We start from the raw sequence: 20,180 nt of genomic DNA, 5'->3' as shown, positions 1-20,180 counted from the left end.
CCTGCGATGGCATCACCGCGGTTTTACTGACAGACCGAGCTGCCTGCATCGCGGGCAAGCCCGGCTCCCACATGTGATAGGGGCTCTGTCAGGACTTTCCTGAACGTCTCCACCAACGGCCGCAAATTGATCCGATGCCACGCCGCCCACAGCGGCGTGGTGTAGGTCAGCCACGGCAGTTCCCGCAGCACCACGCCCGGTGGTGCATTGCGGCTCAAACCCTTTTGCACCATCGCCACACCCAACCCCGACGCCACCAATCCCAACGCGGTAAACGGCTCGCTGGCTTCCATCGGAATCTGCGGGGTAAACCCTGCCCGAATGCACGCAGCAACAAAGTCATCCGCCGGGTTCGCCCCGGGTTTGCGTTGCACGCCAATCCATTGCTGCTCGGCCAGATGTTCGGGCAGTAATTCGCTGACGCTGGCCAGCGGATGATGTTCGGGCAGCGCCAGCAGCATCGGGTCGTCCAGCACTTGCAGGGCGATCAGGTCCGGGTCATCCGCCGCCGGTGGCTCACCCACCAGAGCGATGTCCAGGCTGCGTTGGCGCAAGCCTTCCAGTTGCTCAGCGGAGGGCAGGTTGTACAGCGCGATATGCACGTTGGGCCGCGCATCGCGCAAGACTTTCAAGGCATTCGGCAACACGCCCGCGTGCATGGCGTTTTCGATGTAGCCGATGCACAGCCCACCTTCTTCGCCTTTGCCCAATCGCCGGCCCAGGGATTCCAGGCGGTTGGCGTGGGTCAGCAGCGCCTTGGTTTCGGCGAGGAACGTCTGGCCGTCGCGGGTCAGGCGGATACGTTGTTGGCTGCGTTCGAACAGGGTCAGGCCCAGGCGTTCTTCCAGTTGCGCGATCTGCCGACTCAGGGGCGATTGGGAGATGTGCAACCGTTCGGCAGCACGCCCCACGTGTTCTTCTTCAGCGACTACAACGAAGTAGCGCAATTGGCGGAAATCGATCATGTCAGACCTTCAGGGACTCAAGTTGGTCGCAGTATGTCTTGGACGGTCCGATCTCTGCAATCTACGATCTGCTCAACGGTCAACACAGCGACCTTGAACAATCTTGAGGATTCACCCCATGAGCTTGAAAGACAAACTGCCCGGCGTGCTGGGTTTTGGCACCGCCCCATTGGGCAACATGTTCCGCGCGATTCCGGAAGAAGAGGCGCAAGCCACCGTTGAAGCAGCCTGGAACCAGGGCGTGCGCTACTTCGACACCGCACCGTTCTACGGTTCGGGCCTCTCGGAAATTCGCCTGGGCCAGGCCCTGTCGAAATACAACCGTGATGACTATGTACTGAGCACCAAAGTCGGCCGCCTGATTCTCGATGAAGTGGAAGAAAGCGCCCGCGACCTCGGCGAGAAGAGCGGTGTGTTCGAACACGGCCGGCCGAACAAGATGGTCAACGACTACAGCGCCGACGCCACCCTGCGTTCCATCGAAGACAGCCTCAACCGCCTGCAAACGGATCGCCTCGACATCGTATGGATTCATGACATCGCCCAGGACTTCTACGGGGACCAATGGCTGGACTACTTCAATCAGGCGCGCACTGGGGCTTTCAAAGTGCTCACCCGCCTGCGTGAAGAAGGTGTGATCAAGGCCTGGGGCCTGGGCGTCAACCGTGTCGAGCCGTGCGAGTTGACCCTGGACCTGACCGAAGCCCAGCCCGACGGTTTCCTGCTCGCCGGTCGCTACACCTTGCTCGACCACGAACGTGCCTTGCAGCGCCTGATGGACGCGGCCCTGGCGCAGAACGTCGAGATCGTGGTCGGCGGCCCGTACAGCTCCGGCATCCTGGCGGGCGGTGCGCATTTTGAGTACCAGAAAGCCAGCCCGGCGATCATCAGCAAGGTCGAGCAGATCAAGGCGATTGCCGCTGCTCATGGCGTCAGTGTGAAAGCCGCTGCACTGCAATTCTCCCTGGCCCATCCGGCAGTGGCGGCAGTGATTCCGGGTGCCAGTCGTCCGGGGCGAATTGCTGAAGACGTCGCGGCGTTGTCAGAGAAGATTCCCGCAGCCTTTTGGCAGGCCCTGCGCGACGCCCGATTGATTTCGGCCCGTGTACCGCTGCCGCTCTAACCACAGGAACGCGAACATGAAAATTGATATCAGTGGCAAAGTCGCAATCGTCAGTGGCAGCACCGCCGGCATCGGCCTGGGCATCAGCCAGGCCCTGGCGCAATCCGGCGCCACGGTGGTAGTGATCGGGCGTGAATCGGGCAAGGTCGACGAGGCGCTGGCGACGATTCGCCAGGCAGTCCCCGGCGCCGAGCTACGTGGATTGGTGGCAGACCTGGGCACGGCCGAGGGTGCGGAAAAGCTGTTCGCCGCCGAGCCGCGGGCCGACATCCTGGTGAACAACCTCGGGATCTTCAACGACGTCGATTTCTTCGACGCCCCCGACAGCGAGTGGACGCGCTTCTACGAGGTCAACGTGATCTCCGGCGTGCGTTTGTCGCGGCACTACACGCCGGGCATGGTCGAGAAGGGCTGGGGGCGAGTGATCTTTGTATCGTCGGAATCGGGTGTGGCAACGCCCGCCGACATGATCAACTACGGCGTCACCAAAAGCGCCAACCTGGCGGTGTCCCATGGCTTGGCCAAACGCCTGGCGGGCACCGGGGTGACGGTCAATGCGATTCTGCCGGGGCCGACCTTCACCGATGGCCTGGAGCACATGCTCAAGGACGCCGTGGCCAAGTCCGGGCGCAGTGCGCGGAACGAGGCGGATGTGTTTGTGCGCAATGCGCGACCGACGTCGATCATCCAGCGCGCAGCGAATGTGGATGAAGTGGCGAATCTGGTGGCGTACATTGCTTCACCGCTGTCCTCTGCAACCACCGGTGCCGCGTTGCGGGTCGACGGCGGTGTTGTCGACAGCATGGCGATCTGATTTTCTTGAATGGTTTGGAGTGTTAATCGTGGCAAAAGCATCTGCTGTTATTGAAATCCCGGTTTCGGCCGAACAGGTTTGGCAATTGGTCGGCGGCTTCAACTCGCTGCCGGACTGGCTGCCCTTTATCGCCAAGAGCGAGCCGAGTGAAGGCGGGCGTGTGCGCCATCTGCAAACGGCGGATGGTGGTGTTGTGGTGGAGCGGCTGCAACGCTTTGATAACGCGGCACGTACTTACAGCTACTCCATCAGCGAGTCGCCGTTTCCGGTGAGTGAGTATCTGGCAACGTTGAAGGTTGAGGCGTTGACGGACAGCACCGCCAAGGTCACCTGGTCGGGCGTGTTTACTCCGGTGGCCGGTGTGACGGATGCGGCGGTGGAGGAGCTGTTTACCGGTGTCTACAGCGGCGGGCTGGAAGCGTTGCGCGGCAATTTCCCAGGCTGAAGTATTGGCTTGGGGTCAATGAGGTCAAATGTGGGAGCTGGCTTGCCTGCGATAGCATCAACTCGGTGTAACTGATAAACCGAGGTGCCTGCATCGCAGGCAAGCCAGCTCCCACATTTACAGCGGTGTTCTTCAGGCTTCAGGCATCAACTGCTGGCGGCATTCGAGGATCAGCTTCGCGCCGCCTCGTTCGCTGCTGCCGACTTCCAGTTTGAACCCGTGCAGGTTGATGATCGCGGCCACAATCGACAGTCCCAAGCCAAACCCGCCTTGCTGTTGATTGCCTTCGTCCACCCGATAGAAACGCTGGAACACTGCGGCCCGTTCCGCTGCCGGAATCCCGGGGCCGGAGTCGAGCACTTCGATGCGGGTGCTACCGGCATCGTTCACGCCTCGCAGGATCACTTCGCCGCCCGGCGGGGTGAATTTGATCGAGTTGCTCAGTAGGTTAGCCAAGGCTTCGAACAGCAGCGCGCGGTCGCCGGTGATCCAGGGCAACGAGTCCGGCACTTGCAGCAGCAGTTCCATCTGGCCTTCTTCCGCCAGGGGCAGGTAGAAGTCGTGGAGTTCCTGCAGCAAGGGCAGGGGATCAAGCACCAGGAAGCCTGAACGGCGCTGATGGTCTTCCAGTTCGGAAATCCGCAGCAGGCCGCGAAAGCGCGCCATCAAGGTGTCGGTTTCGGCGATGGCCGCGTCCAGTTGCAGGGCGTGGGGTGCGTCTTCGTCGGCCTGCTGCTGGATCCGGTACAGCTGCGCCCGCAGACGGGTCAGCGGGGTGCGCAGGTCGTGGGCGATGTTGTCGCACACGCCCTTGACCTCGTTCATCAGCTTCTCGATGCGGTCGAGCATCGCGTTGACGATGGCCGCCAGCATGTCCAGTTCGTCGCGCCGATCAGACAACGGTAAACGGTGGGTCAGGTCGCCGGCCACGATGGCTTCGGCACTCGCCTGGATCCCGCGAATCCGCCGCAACGGGCGCCGGCGCAGCAGGTGCCAACCCGCGGCCCCGGGAATGATCGTCAGGGTGATCCCCCACAGCAAGGCGTGCAGGATGATCCGGGTCACGCCAAACAGCGAGCCGTTGGCGCGCACCAGGATCAGCCAGCGGCCGTCTTCGGTGTGGGTGGCTACGGCGTCGCAGCTGTCGCGGGGCAGTTTCGGATCATCGGAGTCGATGCAATTGGCCAGGGCGTGGATGTGCCCGTCCATTGGCAGGTCCGGCGGTATCACGCGGATCGGGCCGCTGATGGGGTTGAACTGGTCGTCGAACAGGCCGTAGGCGTCAACGCCCTTCATGTCGAAGGTCATGCTGGTGGTCAGGGCTTCTACCAGCTCTTCGCCGTCAAAGCGCTGGAACAGGTGCTGGCGCTGCATCAGGGAGTGGCGCGAGAGGTCTCCCAGGTAACCGGAGACCTCGTAGTAGAGCACACCCATGAGGATGCAGCTCCAGGCCACGAACAACGAACTGTAGAGCGCCAGCAGCCGGCTGCTGGAGGAGCGCCAGCCTTTAGAGGGGTTCAGCAATGACATACCCGGAACCTCGTACCGTGCGGATCAGCGGCGTGAGGCCCGGCGGGTCGATTTTTTTACGCAGGCGACCGATGTGCACGTCGATCAGGTTGGTGCCCGGGTCGAAGTGATAACCCCAGACTTCCTCGAAGATCATCATCCGCGAGAGGATTTGCCCGGTGTTGCGCATCAGGAATTCCAGCAGCTTGTATTCCGTCGGCAACAGGCTCAGGGGTTGTTCGGCACGGCTGGCCTCACGGCTGATCAGGTTCAGTTCCAGATCCGCTACGCGCAGGGCGGTTTCGAACTCCTTGACTGTGCTTTTGCGCCGCAGCAGCACTTCGACGCGGGCGGCCATTTCGTCGGAGGCGAACGGTTTGGTCAGGTAGTCATCACCGCCGGCGCGCAGGCCGCGTACCCGTTCATCTACGTCGGAGAGGGCGCTGATCATCAGGATCGGTGTGGATACGCCGATGGTGCGCAGGGTGGTGACGATGGCCAGGCCATCCAGTTCCGGGAGCATGCGGTCGAGGGTGATCAAGTCGTAATCACCGCTGACGGCACGGACCAGGCCTTCGCGGCCATTGTCTACCCAGTCTACGTCCAATCCATGGCTACTCAGCTCTGCAACGATCTCGCGGGCCGTTACGGCGTCGTCCTCGATGGTCAAAATGCGGGTCATAAGGATTACCTGGTGAGCGATTCACACTGAAGTGCGGGCATTTTGCCAAGAAATGATAGCGCGCTTCCTAAATAAAAATTTATGTAGGTACAAACGACACAATTCACCTTACCCCGCTGAATCTGAACGAACGCTGTGCATGTAGGATTTTTTGCACACCACCGCTTGCTCAAGGATTGTTTCCTACAAGGAATGCATTACGCCCGCCGCTTCAGGGCATTTCTTGCAAGTTGCATGGTTCAAATTAGTTCAAATTACTTAACTTATTGAAATATATGAGTTTTTAATTTTATGGCTTCTGGCACGTCGCCTGCACTGTCCCTTTTGAGACTTGTAACACTATTTTTCATGCCTGGAGCAAAACAACAATGATCACATCCTCATCCACGCTGCAAGAGTCGAGCACGCTCTCCGGGGTTTCCTGGGGCGCGATCTTTGCCGGGGCTGCTGCCGCGGCTGCGCTGTCCTTGATCCTGGTTCTGCTGGGCTTCGGCCTGGGCTTTTCGGCGGTTTCGCCGTGGGCCGACAGTGGTATCAGCGCCAAAGGGCTTGGCATTTCCACCATTGTCTGGCTGGCGGTTACGCAAATCATCGCGTCGGGGATGGGCGGTTACATCGCCGGTCGCCTGCGGGTGAAATGGGCCAATATGCACGGCGATGAGGTGTACTTTCGCGACACCGCCCATGGCTTCCTGGCCTGGGCCGTGGCGACACTGGTGACGGCGGTGCTGATCGTCGGTTCGGTCAGCAGTGTGGTCAGCGGTGGTGTGAAGGCCGGTGCCAGTGTGGCATCGGGTGCCGTCAGTGGCATGAGCCAGGTGGCTGGCGCTGCCTCCAAGGGCGAAGACTTCGGCTACTACGTCGACAGCCTGTTCCGTGATGACCGCCCGGCAGCCGTCAGCGATGACGCCGTGCACGGTGTGGTCGCCCGCATCTTCGCTCGCACCGTGAGCAACAACGGCCAGTTGGCACCTGAAGACCGTGCGTACCTTGCACAGTTGATCAGCCAGCGTACAAACCTCAGCCAGGCCGATGCCGAGGCGCGTGTTGACCAGGTCTACGGCCAAGCTCAAAAAGCGCTGGATGATGCCAAGTTGAAAGCCAAGCAGGCTGCCGACACGGCTGCAAAAGTGGCTGCCTACACCTCGCTGTGGACCTTCGTGGCGCTGTTGATCGGTGCGTTTTTCGCCAGCCTCGCTGCAACCTTTGGCGGTCGCCGCCGGGATGCCGTGGTGTACCTGGAAACCACTCCCCACACCACTTCCGTTCGTTAATTCAAGGAGAACCTCATGCGCTCATTACTGCTGTTTTTCCTCGGTGTGCCTATCCCGGTCATCATCCTGATCGCGATCTTCATGCACTGATCCTCAGGCTTGCTCGGTCCCCATGTGGGAGCGGGCTTGCTCGCGAAAGCGGTGTATCAGTCACATATGGATTGGCTGATACACCGCTTTCGCGAGCAAGCCCGCTCCCACATTTTGTTTTGTGTCGTTGCTGCATTCCGGGCGAAGGCGAAATCTCCGGATTTTGTTAATTGTTGCTTAACCTCCTTTTGGCTAAGCTCCCGTCCCATGAGCCGCTATCTGCGTTTTTTCCTGGTCCTGCTGTTGAGTCTTGCGCTTCCCCTGACCGGGATGGCGGGTGTGCCGTCGAGCACCGAGCCGTGCCCGATGCAGATGTCCGGCATGCAGATGATGAGCGATATGTCCCCTGACTGTTGCCAGGACGGCGCCACGCCCGCTGACCACGGCAAAAGCTGCAAACCCGGCCAGGAGTGCAAGACTGGCGGCATGCTGCAATTGTCGATACCGGTGCTCAAGGCACCGGTGACTGTTTCCAGTGCGCAGCTGGTCAGCGTCTCTTCTGACTTCATCCCCGACCGCACGCCGTCCGGCGTCTGGCGTCCGCCCCGCACCTGATTCCTGTTGCACCTGAAGACTCGTCCCTGACCCGGGACGGCCTTGCTGTGGGCCGCGTAAAGCGGTGCGCAGCGCAACAGAACAGGACACTTCAAGATGAATTTCCTATGCGTGTGTGCCCTGGTGATGGGCGTGCTGGCGTGGCCGACGCTGGCGTCCGCGCTGACCCTGGATGAAGCCTTGCGCCTGGCGCAAAACAACGCGCCGTCGCTGACGGCTGAATCCTCCAAATTGCAGGCTGCCAGCCAGGCAGCGATTCCGGCCGGCGAACTGCCGGACCCGAAACTGGTAGTCGGTCTGCAGAATTTCCCCATTGGCGGGCCCAATCGCGGCACGCTGTATGGCGATGACATGACCGAGCAAATGATCGGTATCCAGCAACAGGTGCCCAGCCGCGACAAGCGCAAGGCGCGGGTTGAGTTGGCGTCGGCCACCGTGGACACGGCAGCCGCCGAAGGCCGGATCGAACGTTTGAACGTGCGGCAGGCCACCGCCCAGGCGTGGATTCGCGCCTATGCGGTGGAACGCAAAGAGGCACTGTTCAAGGACTTCTATCAGCAGAATCGCCTGCTGCAAGACACTGTGCGTGCGCAATTGGCCGGTGGTCGCGGGCAGCCTTCCGACGCTGTGATCCCGAAGCAGGAAGCGGCTGACCTGGCCGAGCGCGAGGATGAGCTGACCCAGCAACGCGCCCAGGCTCGGGCCGCCCTCAAGCGCTGGATTGGCCCGGCCGCCAGCGAAGCCCCCAGCGGGCAATTGCCGAACTGGAAAATCGACACCACCGGCTTCACCCACAACCTGCACCAGCACCCGGTTCTGCAAGCCTTTGCACCGCGCACCCGCGAGGCCGAAGCCCGGCTGAACGAGGCCAAGGCGCAAAAAACGTCGGACTGGAGTTGGGAAGTGGACTACCAGCACCGAGGCCGTGAGTACGGCGACATGGTCAGCCTGCAATTTACCTTCGATTTGCCAATCTTCCCCGGTCGCCGGCAAAACCCCGGTATCGCCGCCAAGCAGGCCGAACTCGACCAACTGGAGGCCGAACGCGAAGCCAAGACCCGTGAACACACCCAGGCACTCGAAGACGACCTGGCCAACTACCAGCGCCTGGACCGTGCCGTGCAGCGCGGCCAGGACAGTCTGGTGCCGCTGGCCGAGGAGAAAGTGTCCCTGAGCCTGGCGGGGTATCGCGCGGGCAAGGGCGACCTGATGAACGTGGTCAACGCCCGCCGCGAGTGGGTCGAGGCGCGCTTCAGACAGATTGATGCCATTGAGCAGCGCGCCCTGATCGGCGCCCAGCTGTATTTCGCTTACGGGGAACCCTCCAATGAATAACCGAATCGTGAACGTGGCCCTGCTGGGCGGCGTGCTGCTGTTGGGCCTGGGCGGCGGCTACTGGCTGGCGCAGATGCGCGAGGCACAGCCGGACATGGCCGGGACGATGCAGGCGCCGGACGATAAAAAGGCGCTGTACTGGTACGACCCGATGTACCCGCAGCAGAAATTCGACAAGCCGGGCAAATCGCCCTTCATGGACATGCAACTGGTGCCGCGCTACGCCGGTGGCGCCGAGGAGAGTGCGGCAATTCATATCGACTCGAGCCTGACCCAGAACATCGGTGTGCGCCTGGCGAGCGTCAGCCGTGGGGTGCTGGCGTCGAGTCTTGAGCTGTCGGGAATCCTGGCCTTCAACGACCGCGATGTGGCGGTGGTGCAGTCGCGGGCTGCGGGGTTTGTGGAGCGGGTTTACGCCCGTGCGCCGGGGGATGTGCTCAAGGCTCAGGCGCCCCTGGCTGACATTCTGGTGCCCGAATGGGCCGCCGCTCAGGAAGAGTTCCTTGCGCTGCGACATAGCGATCCAGGTTTGTTGGCTGCCGCCCGCCAGCGCCTGCGCTTGAGCGGAATGCCTGCCGGGTTGATCACGCAAATGGAGCGCAGCGGCCGGGTGCAATCGGTGATGACCATTACCACCCCGTTAGGCGGCGCGTTGCAAACCCTGGATGTGCGCGAGGGCATGACCGTTGCGACCGGACAAACCCTCGCGCGGGTCAACGGCCTGGGCACCGTATGGCTGCAAGTCGCGGTGCCTGAAGCCCAGGGCGCCGCGTTGGCCGTTGGGCAAACCGTCGAGAGCCGTTTTGTCGGGCTGCCGGGCCAGGTATTCAAAGGCACCGTCGCCGCAATCCTGCCCGCTACCGCCATGGATAGCCGCACCGTGCAGGTGCGAGTCGAACTGCCCAACCCTGACGGCGCGTTGCGTCCCGGCATGACTGCCCAAGTACGTTTGGCCCAATCGACTGGGCAATCGGTGCTGTTGCTGCCGAGCGAGGCGTTGATTCGTACCGGCAAACGCGTGCTGGTGATGGTGGCTGAAGAGGGCGGACGTTATCGACCGGCGGAAGTCCAGGTCGGCGCAGAGAACCAAGACCAGACCGTCATTGTTTCTGGCCTGCAGGAAGGCCAGCAGGTAGTCGCCTCGGGTCAATTCCTGCTGGACTCTGAAGCAAGTTTGAAGGGAATTACCACTCAGGCGTCCGACGGTTTTTCAAGTGAAGACTCCATGGGCGGCATGAGCATGCAACCGGGAGCTCGGCCATGATCGCCCTGTTGATCCGCTGGTCGGTGGCCAACCGCTTTTTGGTGTTGTTGGCGACTTTGTTCGTGACCGCCTGGGGCCTGTGGTCGATCCAGAACACCCCGGTGGACGCCTTGCCGGACCTGTCGGATGTGCAGGTGATCATCCGCACGCCATACCCGGGCCAGGCGCCGCAAATTGTCGAGAACCAGGTCACTTACCCGATGACCACCACCATGCTCTCGGTGCCGGGTGCGAAGACCGTGCGCGGCTTTTCGTTCTTCGGCGACAGCTACGTCTATGTGTTGTTTGACGAAGGCACCGACCTGTATTGGGCGCGCTCGCGGGTGCTGGAATACCTGAGCCAGTTGCAGGCGCGCTTGCCGGCGTCGGCCAAGCCGGCGCTGGGCCCGGATGCCACCGGTGTTGGCTGGATCTATCAGTACGCGCTGGTGGACCGCACCGGCAAACATGACCTGGCGCAGTTGCGCTCGTTGCAGGACTGGTTCCTCAAGTTCGAGCTCAAGACCCTGCCCAATGTCGCCGAAGTGGCGACCATCGGCGGCCAGGTCAAGCAGTACCAGGTGCAGATCGACCCGCTGGCCCTGGCCAGTCGCGGCATCACCCAGGCCCAGGTGGTGGAAGCCATCGGCAAGGCCAACCAGGAAACCGGCGGTTCGGTGCTGAACATGGGTGAGTCGGAATACATGGTGCGTGCGTCCGGCTACCTGAAAACCCTGGAGGACTTTCGCGGCATTCCCCTGCGGCTCGACACCCACAACGTGCCGGTTACCCTTGGGGATGTGGCGACGATCCAGCTGGGCCCGGACATGCGCCGAGGCATCAGCGAGCTGGATGGCGAAGGCGAGGCGGTGGGCGGCGTGGTCATCCTGCGCAGCGGCAAGAACGCACGCGAGGCCATCGCGGCGGTCAAGACCAAACTGGAGCAACTGAAAACCAGCCTGCCCCCCGGTGTGGAAATCGTCACCACCTACGATCGCAGCAAACTCATCGATCGCGCCGTGGACAACCTCAGCCACAAGCTGCTCGAAGAGTTTCTGGTGGTGGCGCTGGTGTGCGGGATCTTCCTGTGGCACCTGCGCTCGTCTCTGGTGGCGATCATCTCGTTGCCGGTGGGGGTGTTGATTGCCTTTATCGTCATGCGTTTCCAGGGCATCAACGCCAACATCATGTCCCTGGGCGGGATTGCGATTGCCATCGGCGCGATGGTCGATGGCGCGGTGGTGATGATCGAGAACGCCCACAAGAAAATCGAGGCCTGGCACCACGCGCATCCGAACCAGGCATTGAAGGGTGAAGAACACTGGAGGGTCATCACCGATGCGGCGGTGGAGGTGGGGCCGGCGCTGTTTTTCTGCCTGCTGATCATCACCTTGTCGTTTATCCCGGTGTTCACCCTGCAAGCCCAGGAAGGCCGCTTGTTCGGGCCGCTGGCCTACACCAAGACCTACGCCATGGCCGCTGCGGCGGGGTTGTCGGTGACCTTGATCCCGGTGCTGATGGGCTACTGGATTCGCGGGCGTATTCCGGATGAGCAACGCAACCCGCTGAACCGCGGCCTGATCAAGCTCTATCAACCGGCCCTCGAAGCGGTGCTGCGCTGGCCACGCATGACCTTGCTGGTGGCGCTGCTGATGGTCGCCAGTGCACTGTGGCCGGTGTCGCATCTGGGCGGTGAATTCTTGCCGCCGCTGGATGAAGGCGACTTGCTGTACATGCCTTCGGCGCTGCCGGGGTTGTCGACGCAAACCGCAGGCGCGTTGCTGCAGCGCACCGACCGCTTGATCAAGAGCGTGCCGGAAGTCGCCCATGTGTTCGGCAAGGCCGGCCGTGCAGAAACGGCCACTGACCCGGCACCGCTGGAAATGTTCGAAACCACCATCGAGTTCAAGCCACGAGATCAATGGCGCCCCGGCATGACCCCGGAAAAACTGGTGAAGGAACTCGACCGGGTGGTGCAGGTGCCGGGGCTGACCAACATCTGGATTCCGCCGATCCGCAACCGCATCGACATGCTCGCCACCGGGGTAAAAAGCCCGATCGGCGTCAAGGTTGCGGGCACCCGCCTGATGGATATCGACGCGGTGACCCAGGCCGTGGAAAAGGTCGCCAAGCAGGTGCCTGGCGTCAGTTCGGCACTGGCGGAACGCCTGACGGGCGGGCGCTACATTGACGTGGATATCGACCGCCCGGCCGCCGCGCGTTATGGCCTGAACATCACAGATGTACAGTCCATCGTCTCCGGGGCCATTGGCGGTGAAAACATCGGCGAGACGGTCGAAGGGCTGGCGCGTTTCCCCATCAACCTGCGCTACCCGAAGGAGTGGCGCGATTCGGTGAGTGCCTTGAGCAACCTGCCGATCTATACGCCGTCGGGCAGCCAGATCACCTTGGGCACCGTGGCCAGCATCAAGGTTACCGAAGGCCCGCCGATGCTCAAAAGCGAAAACGCCCGACCTTCCGGCTGGGTGTACATCGACGTGCGGGACCGTGATTTGGCGTCGGTGGTGAAGGATTTGCGCGAGGCGATCAACCAGCAGGTGCAGTTGCAACCGGGCATGAGTCTCAGCTACTCGGGGCAGTTCGAGTTCCTGGAGCGGGCCAATGAACGCCTGAAGCTGGTAGTGCCAGCGACCTTGCTGATCATCTTCGTGCTGCTGTACCTGACGTTCCGGCGGGTGGATGAGGCGCTGCTGATCCTCGCCACGTTGCCGTTCGCACTGACGGGTGGGGTGTGGTTGCTGTACTGGCTGGGCTTCAACCTGTCGGTGGCTACGGGTGTTGGATTTATCGCGTTGGCGGGGGTGTCGGCGGAGTTCGGCGTGATCATGCTGCTGTATTTGAAAAATGCCTGGGCCGAACGCCAGGGAGGAGGGGACCAGGCCTTGCTGGAAGCCATCACCGAAGGTGCCGTATTACGCGTGCGGCCCAAGGCGATGACCGTGGCCGTGATCATCGCAGGCTTGTTACCGATCCTTTTAGGTGGAGGCACCGGCAGCGAAGTCATGAGCCGGATTGCCGCGCCCATGATTGGCGGCATGCTCACAGCACCCTTGCTCTCCCTCTTCGTCATCCCGGCGGCCTACCGCCTCATGCGCAAAACTCAAAGCTGACAAAAATCAAATGTGGGAGCTGGCTTCTGTGGGAGCTGGCTTGCCTGCGATAGCGGTGTATCAGTCACCGAATATGCTGACTGACACACCGCTATCGCGGGCAAGCCCGGCTCCCACATTTGACCTCCTCTATCCTTCAAACCTCATTCAGCTTGACCCACCGCTCTTCCCGAGCCGCCACCCGAATCGCCGTCGCCAACCGCTCAACCTCCCAAGCCGCCGCAAAATCCGTCCCGTCGCTGCCCTTGCCAGCCAACGCCATCACCAACTCATGCACCTCCAGCGTCTTCAACTCGTTGTACCCCAACTGATGCCCCGGTGCCGGGCTGAACGCCGCATACCCGGGCAGCGAAGGCCCCGCCAGCAGCCGCTGAAACCCCTCCTGCCCAACCCGAAACAGCTGCAATTCATTCAACCGCTCCTGATCAAACAACAACGTGCCCCGGGTGCCACTGATTTCAAAGCTCAGGTGATTCTTATACCCATGCTTCAGCCAACTGCTGCTCACCGTCCCCCGCGCACCATTGGCAAACCGCAATAACGCATGCACCTGATCATCCACCGCAATGTCCCGCAGTGCTTCACTCCCCGCCGTAGCAGGCCGCTGCCCATGCACCGTCTGCGTATCGGCGCACACACTCAGCACATCCCCCACCAAATACCGCGCCATGGACAGCAAGTGACTGCCCAAGTCCGCCAAGGCACCGCCGGCATGCCCCACCTCACAGCGCCACGACCACGGCGACGATGCATCCGCCATGAAATCCTCGCTGAATTCCCCCTGAAAACTGATGATCTCTCCCAACTCACCACTGGCGATCAACTGCCGGGCCAAACCAATCATCGGGTTGTGCTGATAGTTATAACCCACCCGCGTCACCACCCCGGCCTTGCTCGCCGCGTCACGCATGGCGGCCGCCTGCTCCAGGCTCACCGCCAGCGGCTTCTCGCAATACACCGCCTTGCCCGCCGCCAGCGCAGCCATGGCCATCGGGAAGTGCAAATGGTTAGGGGTCGTGATGGCGACGACATCGACCTTGGGATCGTCGATCAACTGCTGCCAGTCGCCATGGGCCTGGGCAAACCCCCAGTCCGCGGCGCAGCGTGTCGCGCGTTCGGTATCGGCATCGGCCAGGGCGGCCAGTGTGAGCTTCACCGGCAGTTCAAACACCGCCCGTGCGTTATTGAATGCCAGAGCGTGGGCACGCCCCATAAAGCCTGTGCCAATCAGGCCAATTCCGAGTTCGCGCATAGCCGGGTTCCTTCGAATTATTGTTTTGAGAGGGCTATTTATGGAATAAATATTCCCAAAACTCAACACATAGAATAAAAATTCATTTCAGGGCTCCCCATTCACCCTGTGGCGAGGGAGCCCCCCTCTACGATCACCGCTGCTGATAGCGCTACATTCAGCACTGGCTCAAACCCCCTCCAGTTAACAAAACATAACGTAGCGCCGATTGTCAGACGATTCCAAAGCCCGCTAGGATGGCCCAGCTTGCTCAAGGCGCTCTAGATTGCAGGTTTCAGGGCTCCCCACGGCAAGACGACCTAACAATAATAAATGGGAGAAAGGTCTATGAGTGAGCCTGTCATGGGTGTGGTGTTTTTCCGCCCGAAGGCCACGCGCAGGGTCGCATTGTTGGCCACAGCGCTCTCGTTGCTGGGGGTTGTCGCGTTGTCGACACCGGCCCACGCCGCCACTGAAACCACCGCCGCAGCGGTGTTTGCCATTGAATCCCCCAAGGCGGCCAAAAGCCTGATGATCGACGTGGTGCACGCAGGCAAACGCCTGGTCGCGGTCGGTGATCGCGGGCACATCCTCTATTCCGACGACCAGGGCACCACCTGGACTCAGGCCAAAGTCCCCACCCGGCAACTGCTGACCGCCGTATTTTTCGCCGACGACCAACACGGCTGGGCGGTGGGCCATGACGCACAGATCCTCGCCACTACCGATGGCGGCGTGACCTGGACGCAACAATTCCAGGACTTGAAGCGCGAAGCGCCGCTGCTCGACGTCTGGTTCAAGGACGCCAGCAACGGCTTTGCCGTGGGCGCCTACGGTGCACTGATCGAAACCACCGACGGCGGCAAGACCTGGGATGACGTCAGCGACCGCCTCGACAACGAAGACCAATTCCACCTCAACGCCATCGCCCAGGTGAAAGACGCCGGGCTGTTTATCGTCGGCGAGCAGGGCAGCATGTTCCGCTCCCATGACGAGGGGCAAACCTGGGAAAAACTCGAAGGCCCCTACGAGGGCTCGCTGTTCGGCGTGATCGGCACCGCCCAGGCGCAGACCCTGTTGGCCTACGGCCTGCGCGGCAACCTGTTTCGCTCCACGGATTTTGGCAGCACCTGGGAACCGGTGGAGCTGAATGCCACCCGTGGCGCGCTGGAGTTCGGCTTGTCGGGGGCGACCCTGCTGGACGACGGCTCCATCGTGGTGGTGGGCAACGGCGGCAGCGTGGTAGTCAGCCACGACGACGGCCTGACCTTCAGCGTATTCAATCGCCCGGACCGCATTTCTCTGTCGGCGGTCACGGCGGCGGGCAACGGCAACTTGATTCTGGCGGGGCAGGGCGGCGTTCGCGTGGCCAGTCCAACTGGCGCCGAGCCGACAAAACAATAAGAAGGCGGGGACACCATGAGCAGTCATCACAACGACAAGGCCACGTTTCTCGAGCGCCTGATTTTCAATAACCGCCCGGCAGTGATCACGATCTGCCTGCTGGTGAGTATTTTCCTGTTCTGGCAGGCGACGTTGATTCGCCCGTCCACCAGCTTCGAAAAAATGATCCCCCTCAAGCACCCCTTCATCGAGAAGATGATGGAGCACCGCAATGACCTGGCGAACCTGGGCAACACGGTGCGCATCTCGGTGGAGGCCAAGGACGGTGACATCTTCACGAAGGAGTACATGGAGACCCTGCGCCAGATCAACGACGAGGTGTTCTACATCTCCGGCGTCGACCGCTCAGGGCTCAAGTCCCTGTGGAGCCCCAGCGTGCGCTGGACCGAAGTCACCGAAGAGGGCTTTGCCGGCGGTGAAGTGATCCCCCAGAGCTACAACGGCTCGCCGGAAAGCCTCGACCAGTTGCGCAACAACGTGCTCAAGTCCGGGCAGGTCGGGCGGCTGGTGGCCAACGATTTCAAATCGAGCATCGTCGACATCCCGCTGCTGGAGTCCTACCCGGACCCGCAAGACCAGGGCAAGCTGCTGGCCTTGGACTATCGCAAGTTCTCCCATGAACTCGAAGACAAGATCCGCGACAAGTTCGAAGCCCAGAACCCCAACGTCAAGATCCACATCGTCGGGTTTGCCAAGAAGGTCGGCGACCTGATCGACGGCCTGGTGATGGTGGTGATGTTCTTCGGTATCGCCTTCGTCATCACCCTGGTGCTGCTGCTGTGGTTTACCAACTGCCTGCGCAGTACCGTCGCGGTGTTGAGCACCACGCTGGTGGCGGTTATCTGGCAGCTTGGGTTGATGCATGCCCTGGGTTTCGGGCTCGATCCCTACTCGATGCTGGTGCCGTTCCTGATCTTCGCCATCGGTATTTCCCACGGTGTACAGAAGATCAATGGGATCGCCCTGCAATCCAGTGATGCCGACAACGCCCTGACCGCCGCCCGGCGTACGTTCCGCCAGTTGTTCCTGCCGGGAATGATCGCGATCCTTGCCGATGCGGTCGGCTTTATCACCCTGCTGATCATCGACATCGGCGTGATCCGTGAACTGGCCATCGGCGCCTCGGTCGGTGTGGCGGTCATTGTATTCACCAACCTGATCCTGCTGCCGGTGGCGATCTCCTACGTGGGCATCAGCAAACGCGCCATCGAGCGCAGCAAGAAAGATGCACACCGCGAACACCCGTTCTGGCGCCTGCTGTCGAAATTCGCCAGCCCCAAAGTCGCGCCGGTGTCGATTGCGTTGGCACTGGTCGCCTTCGGTGGCGGCCTCTGGTACAGCCAGAATCTGAAGATCGGCGACCTCGACCAGGGCGCACCGGAGCTGCGCCCGGACTCGCGCTACAACAAGGACAACAACTTCATCATCAACAACTACTCCACCAGCTCCGACGTGCTGGTGGTGATGGTCAAGACGCCGCCGGAAGGCTGCTCGCGTTATGAAGCCATGGCGCCCATCGACCAGTTGATGTGGAAGATGCAGAACACTGAGGGCGTACAGTCGGCCATCTCGCTGGTGACCGTGTCCAAGCAGATGATCAAGGGCATGAACGAGGGCAACCTGAAATGGGAAACCCTGTCCCGTAACCCTGACGTGCTGAACAACTCCATCGCCCGTGCCGATGGCCTGTACAACAACAATTGCTCCCTGGCGCCGGTACTGGTGTTCCTCAACGACCACAAGGCCGAAACCCTCGACCGCGCGGTGCATGCGGTGCAGGACTTCGCCAAGGAGAACAACAAGGACGGCCTGGAATTCATTCTCGCCGCCGGTAACGCCGGGATCGAAGCCGCCACCAACGAGGTGATCAAGGAGTCCGAGCTGACCATCCTGATCCTGGTGTACCTGTGCGTGGCCACCATGTGCATGATCACCTTCCGCTCCTGGGCGGCGACCCTGTGCATCGTGTTGCCGCTGGTGCTGACCTCAGTGCTGGGCAACGCACTGATGGCGTTCATGGGCATCGGCGTCAAGGTTGCGACCTTGCCGGTGGTGGCCCTGGGCGTGGGGATTGGCGTGGACTACGGCATCTACATTTACAGCCGCCTGGAGAGTTTCCTGCGGGCCGGCCTGCCGTTGCAGGAAGCCTATTACCAGACCCTCAAGTCCACCGGTAAAGCCGTGCTGTTCACCGGCCTGTGCCTGGCCATCGGTGTGGCCACGTGGATCTTCTCGGCCATCAAGTTCCAGGCCGACATGGGCTTGATGCTGACCTTCATGCTGCTGTGGAACATGTTCGGCGCGCTGTGGCTGCTGCCGGCGCTGGCACGCTTCCTGATCAAACCCGAGAAGCTGGCGGGGCAGAAGGGCAATTCGCTGTTCGCTCACTGATCCAACGCTGTTCGTCAAAACGCCGTGGCCTGTGCCACGGCGTTTTGCTTTGCGCGGGCTTAGGCCGATGCAACGATTTGACCTATCATGAGGTCTTTCCCCTTGATGATTGATGGTTATGACTGCCGACACCGCTACCTTGCTCAACGCTTTTGAAGACTGCCAGATGGTCGAAATCGATGGCCTGCACACTTTCGATTTCAGCCTGGATGACCAGAAGTTACTGATCATCTGCATGGACGGTCGTGCCGAGAAGCGCTGGAGTTTCAGCCTGGAGCAAGTCAAGGCGGCGACCTTTGATCAAACCCTGCAAAGCTGGACCCTTACCGGTGACTCGGGCGAACACCGCCTGGTCTGCATGAGCGGCGTCACCGGCAACAATAATGACGAGGATGAAGCGGATGATGATGCGTAAATTCTGGCCCCTGCTGATGGCCGGCAGCGTAGGCGCAATGTCGGTCCAGGCCGCGCCGGTGGACACCTATGAGTTACTGGTGGGCAGCTACACCGCCGGCACCAGTGAAGGTATCTACCGCTTGCAGTTCGACAGCCGTACCGGGCAGTTCAACGGCCAGCCAGTGCTCGCTGCCAAGGCGGCCAACCCGTCGTGGCTGACCCTGTCCAAAGACCAGAAGCACCTGTTTGTGGTCAATGAAAACGGCCCAGGCCAAAAAGACCCGGTGGGGCGCGTCAGCAGCTACAGTATCGACCCGAAAAACCATCAGCTGACCCTGATCAACCAGGTGCAGAGCCTGGGCAACGAGCCGACCCATTCCAGCCTGGCCAGTGATGGGCGCTACCTGTTCGTGGCCAACTATTCCGTACTGGAAGACCCGGGCGGCAGCCTCGCGGTGTTGCCGGTAGACGCCGAAGGCAAGCTGTCGCCGCCGGTGCAGTTGAGTGGGCATCCGGCCAGCCGGGTCAACCCGGAGCGTCAGGCGTCCAATCACGTGCATTCGGTGGTGTCTTCGCCAGACGGCAAGTACGTGTTTGTCCAGGACCTGGGGGCGGACAAGATCTTTGCCTACCACTACGATCCCAAGGCCAACCATGAATTGCCGCTGACCCCGGCCGATCCTGCGTTTGTGCAATTGCCACCGGGCAGTGGCCCACGGCACTTGCTGTTCACCGCAGACGGCAAGCACGCCTGGCTGACCACTGAGATGAGCGCGCAAGTGGCAGTGTTCGACTACAACGATGGCAAGCTGACCCAGAAGCAACTGGTCAACTTTGCGGACGGCCAGCCGGTGTCCGACAAGGCCGGCGCCGCGCTGCATGTCTCAAGCGACGGCAAGTTCCTCTACGTCAGCAACCGTGGCACCGCCAACCAGATGCTGGTGTTTGCCATCGACCCGGGAACTGCGCAGTTGAAAGAGATCCAGCGCCGCTCGGTGGAAGGTGACCATCCCCGGGAGTTTGCCCTGGACCCCAGCGGCAAGTTTCTGCTGATCGCCAACCAGAAGAGCAACGAGATTGTGGTCGTCGAGCGCGACCCCAAGACCGGTCTTTTGGGCAAAACCGTGCGGAAATTGGCGATTGATGCTCCCAGCGACCTCAAGTTCTTGCCGCGACAATAAGCCACAGGCCCCGCATTGCGGGGCCTGACTGGTTGTATTAATCGTATTAATAGCGGCTAGTGTTTCAATGAATTTCTAAGGCTAACCCCTCGGGCGTAAGTTTGGTTCCAAGGCCAACACAGGCCACTCAGCCAACCGAACACAAGGGTTACCGACATGAACTTCAATCTCTTCTCGATCATCGCCGCTTCCGCTGTTTCCGCCACCGTTGCATTGCCAGCTGCGGCCAGCGTTGAAATCAGCAGCAAAAAAACCAGCACCAGCGCCTACACCCAGAAGTACCTGCAACAAAGCGCCAACTTCTACGCAGCGCTGGACCACAAAATCCAGAACTGAGCGTTAGTTTCATCAAACGCTGAAGATCAAATGTGGGAGCTGGCTTGCCTGCGATAGGGGTTTATCAGTAACAGA

The 20,180-nt window shown here is 61.2% G+C and carries 17 protein-coding genes; 13 read left to right on the top strand and 4 right to left on the bottom strand.

Going from position 1 to position 20,180, the window contains the following annotated elements; genetic code table 11:
• Positions 1–23 precede the first annotated feature (23 nt).
• Positions 24–965 carry a LysR substrate-binding domain-containing protein gene (locus tag BLU46_RS03255; protein WP_093198529.1) on the bottom strand — a complete coding sequence of 314 codons (942 nt, stop codon included), beginning with the start codon at positions 963–965 and terminating at the stop codon, positions 24–26.
• Positions 966–1,083: 118 nt separating this feature from the next.
• Here BLU46_RS03255 and BLU46_RS03250 point away from each other — a divergent pair, with 118 nt between their 5' ends.
• From BLU46_RS03250 to BLU46_RS03240, 3 genes are read left to right on the top strand one after another with little or no spacing between them, the layout of a single operon-like run.
• Positions 1,084–2,088: an aldo/keto reductase gene (locus BLU46_RS03250; RefSeq protein WP_093198524.1), complete on the top strand. Its 1,005-nt coding sequence runs from the start codon at positions 1,084–1,086 to the stop codon at positions 2,086–2,088.
• A gap of 16 nt (positions 2,089–2,104) precedes the next feature.
• On the top strand, positions 2,105–2,902 hold the full coding sequence (locus BLU46_RS03245; RefSeq protein ID WP_093198519.1) for an SDR family NAD(P)-dependent oxidoreductase: 798 nt from the start codon (positions 2,105–2,107) through the stop codon (positions 2,900–2,902).
• Between the two features lie 28 nt (positions 2,903–2,930).
• Positions 2,931–3,347 carry an SRPBCC family protein gene (locus tag BLU46_RS03240; protein WP_093198514.1) on the top strand — a complete coding sequence of 139 codons (417 nt, stop codon included), beginning with the start codon at positions 2,931–2,933 and terminating at the stop codon, positions 3,345–3,347.
• Between the two features lie 132 nt (positions 3,348–3,479).
• Here BLU46_RS03240 and BLU46_RS03235 read toward each other — a convergent pair whose 3' ends face one another.
• Both BLU46_RS03235 and BLU46_RS03230 read right to left on the bottom strand, forming a co-directional pair.
• Complete coding sequence (locus BLU46_RS03235; RefSeq protein ID WP_017477141.1) at positions 3,480–4,877, bottom strand: sensor histidine kinase; 1,398 nt, start codon at positions 4,875–4,877, stop codon at positions 3,480–3,482.
• Entirely contained in the window at positions 4,855–5,538 is a 684-nt protein-coding gene (locus BLU46_RS03230) for a response regulator transcription factor (protein ID WP_003219726.1), read from the bottom strand. The genes BLU46_RS03235 and BLU46_RS03230 overlap by 23 nt, the downstream gene beginning before the upstream one ends.
• Before the next feature lie 368 nt (positions 5,539–5,906).
• Between BLU46_RS03230 and BLU46_RS03225 the strand changes: the two genes are divergently transcribed.
• From BLU46_RS03225 to BLU46_RS03205, 5 genes are all read left to right on the top strand, one after another.
• Positions 5,907–6,812: a hypothetical protein gene (locus BLU46_RS03225; protein ID WP_003219728.1), complete on the top strand. Its 906-nt coding sequence runs from the start codon at positions 5,907–5,909 to the stop codon at positions 6,810–6,812.
• Positions 6,813–7,109: 297 nt separating this feature from the next.
• On the top strand, positions 7,110–7,457 hold the full coding sequence (locus BLU46_RS03220; RefSeq protein ID WP_063031299.1) for a hypothetical protein: 348 nt from the start codon (positions 7,110–7,112) through the stop codon (positions 7,455–7,457).
• 96 nt (positions 7,458–7,553) lie between these two features.
• On the top strand, positions 7,554–8,792 hold the full coding sequence (locus BLU46_RS03215) for a TolC family protein (protein WP_093198512.1): 1,239 nt from the start codon (positions 7,554–7,556) through the stop codon (positions 8,790–8,792).
• The gene (locus BLU46_RS03210) at positions 8,785–10,056 is read left to right on the top strand and encodes an efflux RND transporter periplasmic adaptor subunit (protein ID WP_093198509.1); all 1,272 of its coding nucleotides are present in this window, start codon (positions 8,785–8,787) and stop codon (positions 10,054–10,056) included. Before BLU46_RS03215 ends, BLU46_RS03210 begins: the two co-directional genes overlap by 8 nt.
• Entirely contained in the window at positions 10,053–13,166 is a 3,114-nt protein-coding gene (locus BLU46_RS03205; RefSeq protein WP_093198504.1) for an efflux RND transporter permease subunit, read from the top strand. Before BLU46_RS03210 ends, BLU46_RS03205 begins: the two co-directional genes overlap by 4 nt.
• Before the next feature lie 136 nt (positions 13,167–13,302).
• Here the strand turns inward: BLU46_RS03205 and BLU46_RS03200 are convergent, their stop codons facing one another.
• A complete protein-coding gene (locus BLU46_RS03200) occupies positions 13,303–14,418 on the bottom strand; it encodes a Gfo/Idh/MocA family protein (RefSeq protein ID WP_093198501.1) in 1,116 nt (371 codons plus the stop codon).
• Between the two features lie 342 nt (positions 14,419–14,760).
• On the opposite strand from BLU46_RS03200, the gene BLU46_RS03195 reads away from it, so the two are divergent.
• The 5 genes from BLU46_RS03195 to BLU46_RS03175 all read left to right on the top strand — a co-directional run bounded on the left by BLU46_RS03195 (position 14,761) and on the right by BLU46_RS03175 (position 20,105).
• The gene (locus tag BLU46_RS03195) at positions 14,761–15,801 is read left to right on the top strand and encodes a WD40/YVTN/BNR-like repeat-containing protein (RefSeq protein WP_063031293.1); all 1,041 of its coding nucleotides are present in this window, start codon (positions 14,761–14,763) and stop codon (positions 15,799–15,801) included.
• Positions 15,802–15,816: 15 nt separating this feature from the next.
• Positions 15,817–18,192, top strand: coding sequence for an efflux RND transporter permease subunit (locus tag BLU46_RS03190; protein WP_063031291.1), 2,376 nt, complete (start codon positions 15,817–15,819; stop codon positions 18,190–18,192).
• Between the two features lie 118 nt (positions 18,193–18,310).
• Entirely contained in the window at positions 18,311–18,607 is a 297-nt protein-coding gene (locus BLU46_RS03185) for a DUF5629 family protein (protein WP_010172342.1), read from the top strand.
• The gene (locus BLU46_RS03180; RefSeq protein ID WP_093198496.1) at positions 18,594–19,769 is read left to right on the top strand and encodes a lactonase family protein; all 1,176 of its coding nucleotides are present in this window, start codon (positions 18,594–18,596) and stop codon (positions 19,767–19,769) included. The genes BLU46_RS03185 and BLU46_RS03180 overlap by 14 nt, the downstream gene beginning before the upstream one ends.
• A 156-nt stretch (positions 19,770–19,925) precedes the next feature.
• Positions 19,926–20,105, top strand: coding sequence for a hypothetical protein (locus BLU46_RS03175; RefSeq protein ID WP_017475510.1), 180 nt, complete (start codon positions 19,926–19,928; stop codon positions 20,103–20,105).
• Positions 20,106–20,180: the final 75 nt, after the last annotated feature.

Source organism: Pseudomonas yamanorum (genome assembly GCF_900105735.1).
In the GTDB taxonomy this organism is placed as follows: Bacteria; Pseudomonadota; Gammaproteobacteria; order Pseudomonadales; family Pseudomonadaceae; genus Aquipseudomonas; species Aquipseudomonas yamanorum.
The sequence above is the reverse complement of the archived record's forward strand: the minus strand, read 5'-3'. Positions and strand labels throughout refer to the sequence as shown.

Excerpts from the sequence above, each read along its gene's own strand:
- BLU46_RS03255 (WP_093198529.1), bottom strand. The coding sequence starts at position 965 with ATGATCGATTTCCGCCAATTGCGCTACTTCGTTGTAGTCGCTGAAGAA.
- BLU46_RS03250 (WP_093198524.1), top strand. The coding sequence starts at position 1,084 with ATGAGCTTGAAAGACAAACTGCCCGGCGTGCTGGGTTTTGGCACCGCC.
- BLU46_RS03245 (WP_093198519.1), top strand. The coding sequence starts at position 2,105 with ATGAAAATTGATATCAGTGGCAAAGTCGCAATCGTCAGTGGCAGCACC.
- BLU46_RS03235 (WP_017477141.1), bottom strand. The coding sequence starts at position 4,877 with ATGTCATTGCTGAACCCCTCTAAAGGCTGGCGCTCCTCCAGCAGCCGG.
- BLU46_RS03230 (WP_003219726.1), bottom strand. The coding sequence starts at position 5,538 with ATGACCCGCATTTTGACCATCGAGGACGACGCCGTAACGGCCCGCGAG.
- BLU46_RS03225 (WP_003219728.1), top strand. The coding sequence starts at position 5,907 with ATGATCACATCCTCATCCACGCTGCAAGAGTCGAGCACGCTCTCCGGG.
- BLU46_RS03220 (WP_063031299.1), top strand. The coding sequence starts at position 7,110 with ATGAGCCGCTATCTGCGTTTTTTCCTGGTCCTGCTGTTGAGTCTTGCG.
- BLU46_RS03215 (WP_093198512.1), top strand. The coding sequence starts at position 7,554 with ATGAATTTCCTATGCGTGTGTGCCCTGGTGATGGGCGTGCTGGCGTGG.
- BLU46_RS03210 (WP_093198509.1), top strand. The coding sequence starts at position 8,785 with ATGAATAACCGAATCGTGAACGTGGCCCTGCTGGGCGGCGTGCTGCTG.
- BLU46_RS03205 (WP_093198504.1), top strand. The coding sequence starts at position 10,053 with ATGATCGCCCTGTTGATCCGCTGGTCGGTGGCCAACCGCTTTTTGGTG.
- BLU46_RS03200 (WP_093198501.1), bottom strand. The coding sequence starts at position 14,418 with ATGCGCGAACTCGGAATTGGCCTGATTGGCACAGGCTTTATGGGGCGT.
- BLU46_RS03195 (WP_063031293.1), top strand. The coding sequence starts at position 14,761 with ATGGGTGTGGTGTTTTTCCGCCCGAAGGCCACGCGCAGGGTCGCATTG.
- BLU46_RS03190 (WP_063031291.1), top strand. The coding sequence starts at position 15,817 with ATGAGCAGTCATCACAACGACAAGGCCACGTTTCTCGAGCGCCTGATT.
- BLU46_RS03185 (WP_010172342.1), top strand. The coding sequence starts at position 18,311 with ATGACTGCCGACACCGCTACCTTGCTCAACGCTTTTGAAGACTGCCAG.
- BLU46_RS03180 (WP_093198496.1), top strand. The coding sequence starts at position 18,594 with ATGATGATGCGTAAATTCTGGCCCCTGCTGATGGCCGGCAGCGTAGGC.
- BLU46_RS03175 (WP_017475510.1), top strand. The coding sequence starts at position 19,926 with ATGAACTTCAATCTCTTCTCGATCATCGCCGCTTCCGCTGTTTCCGCC.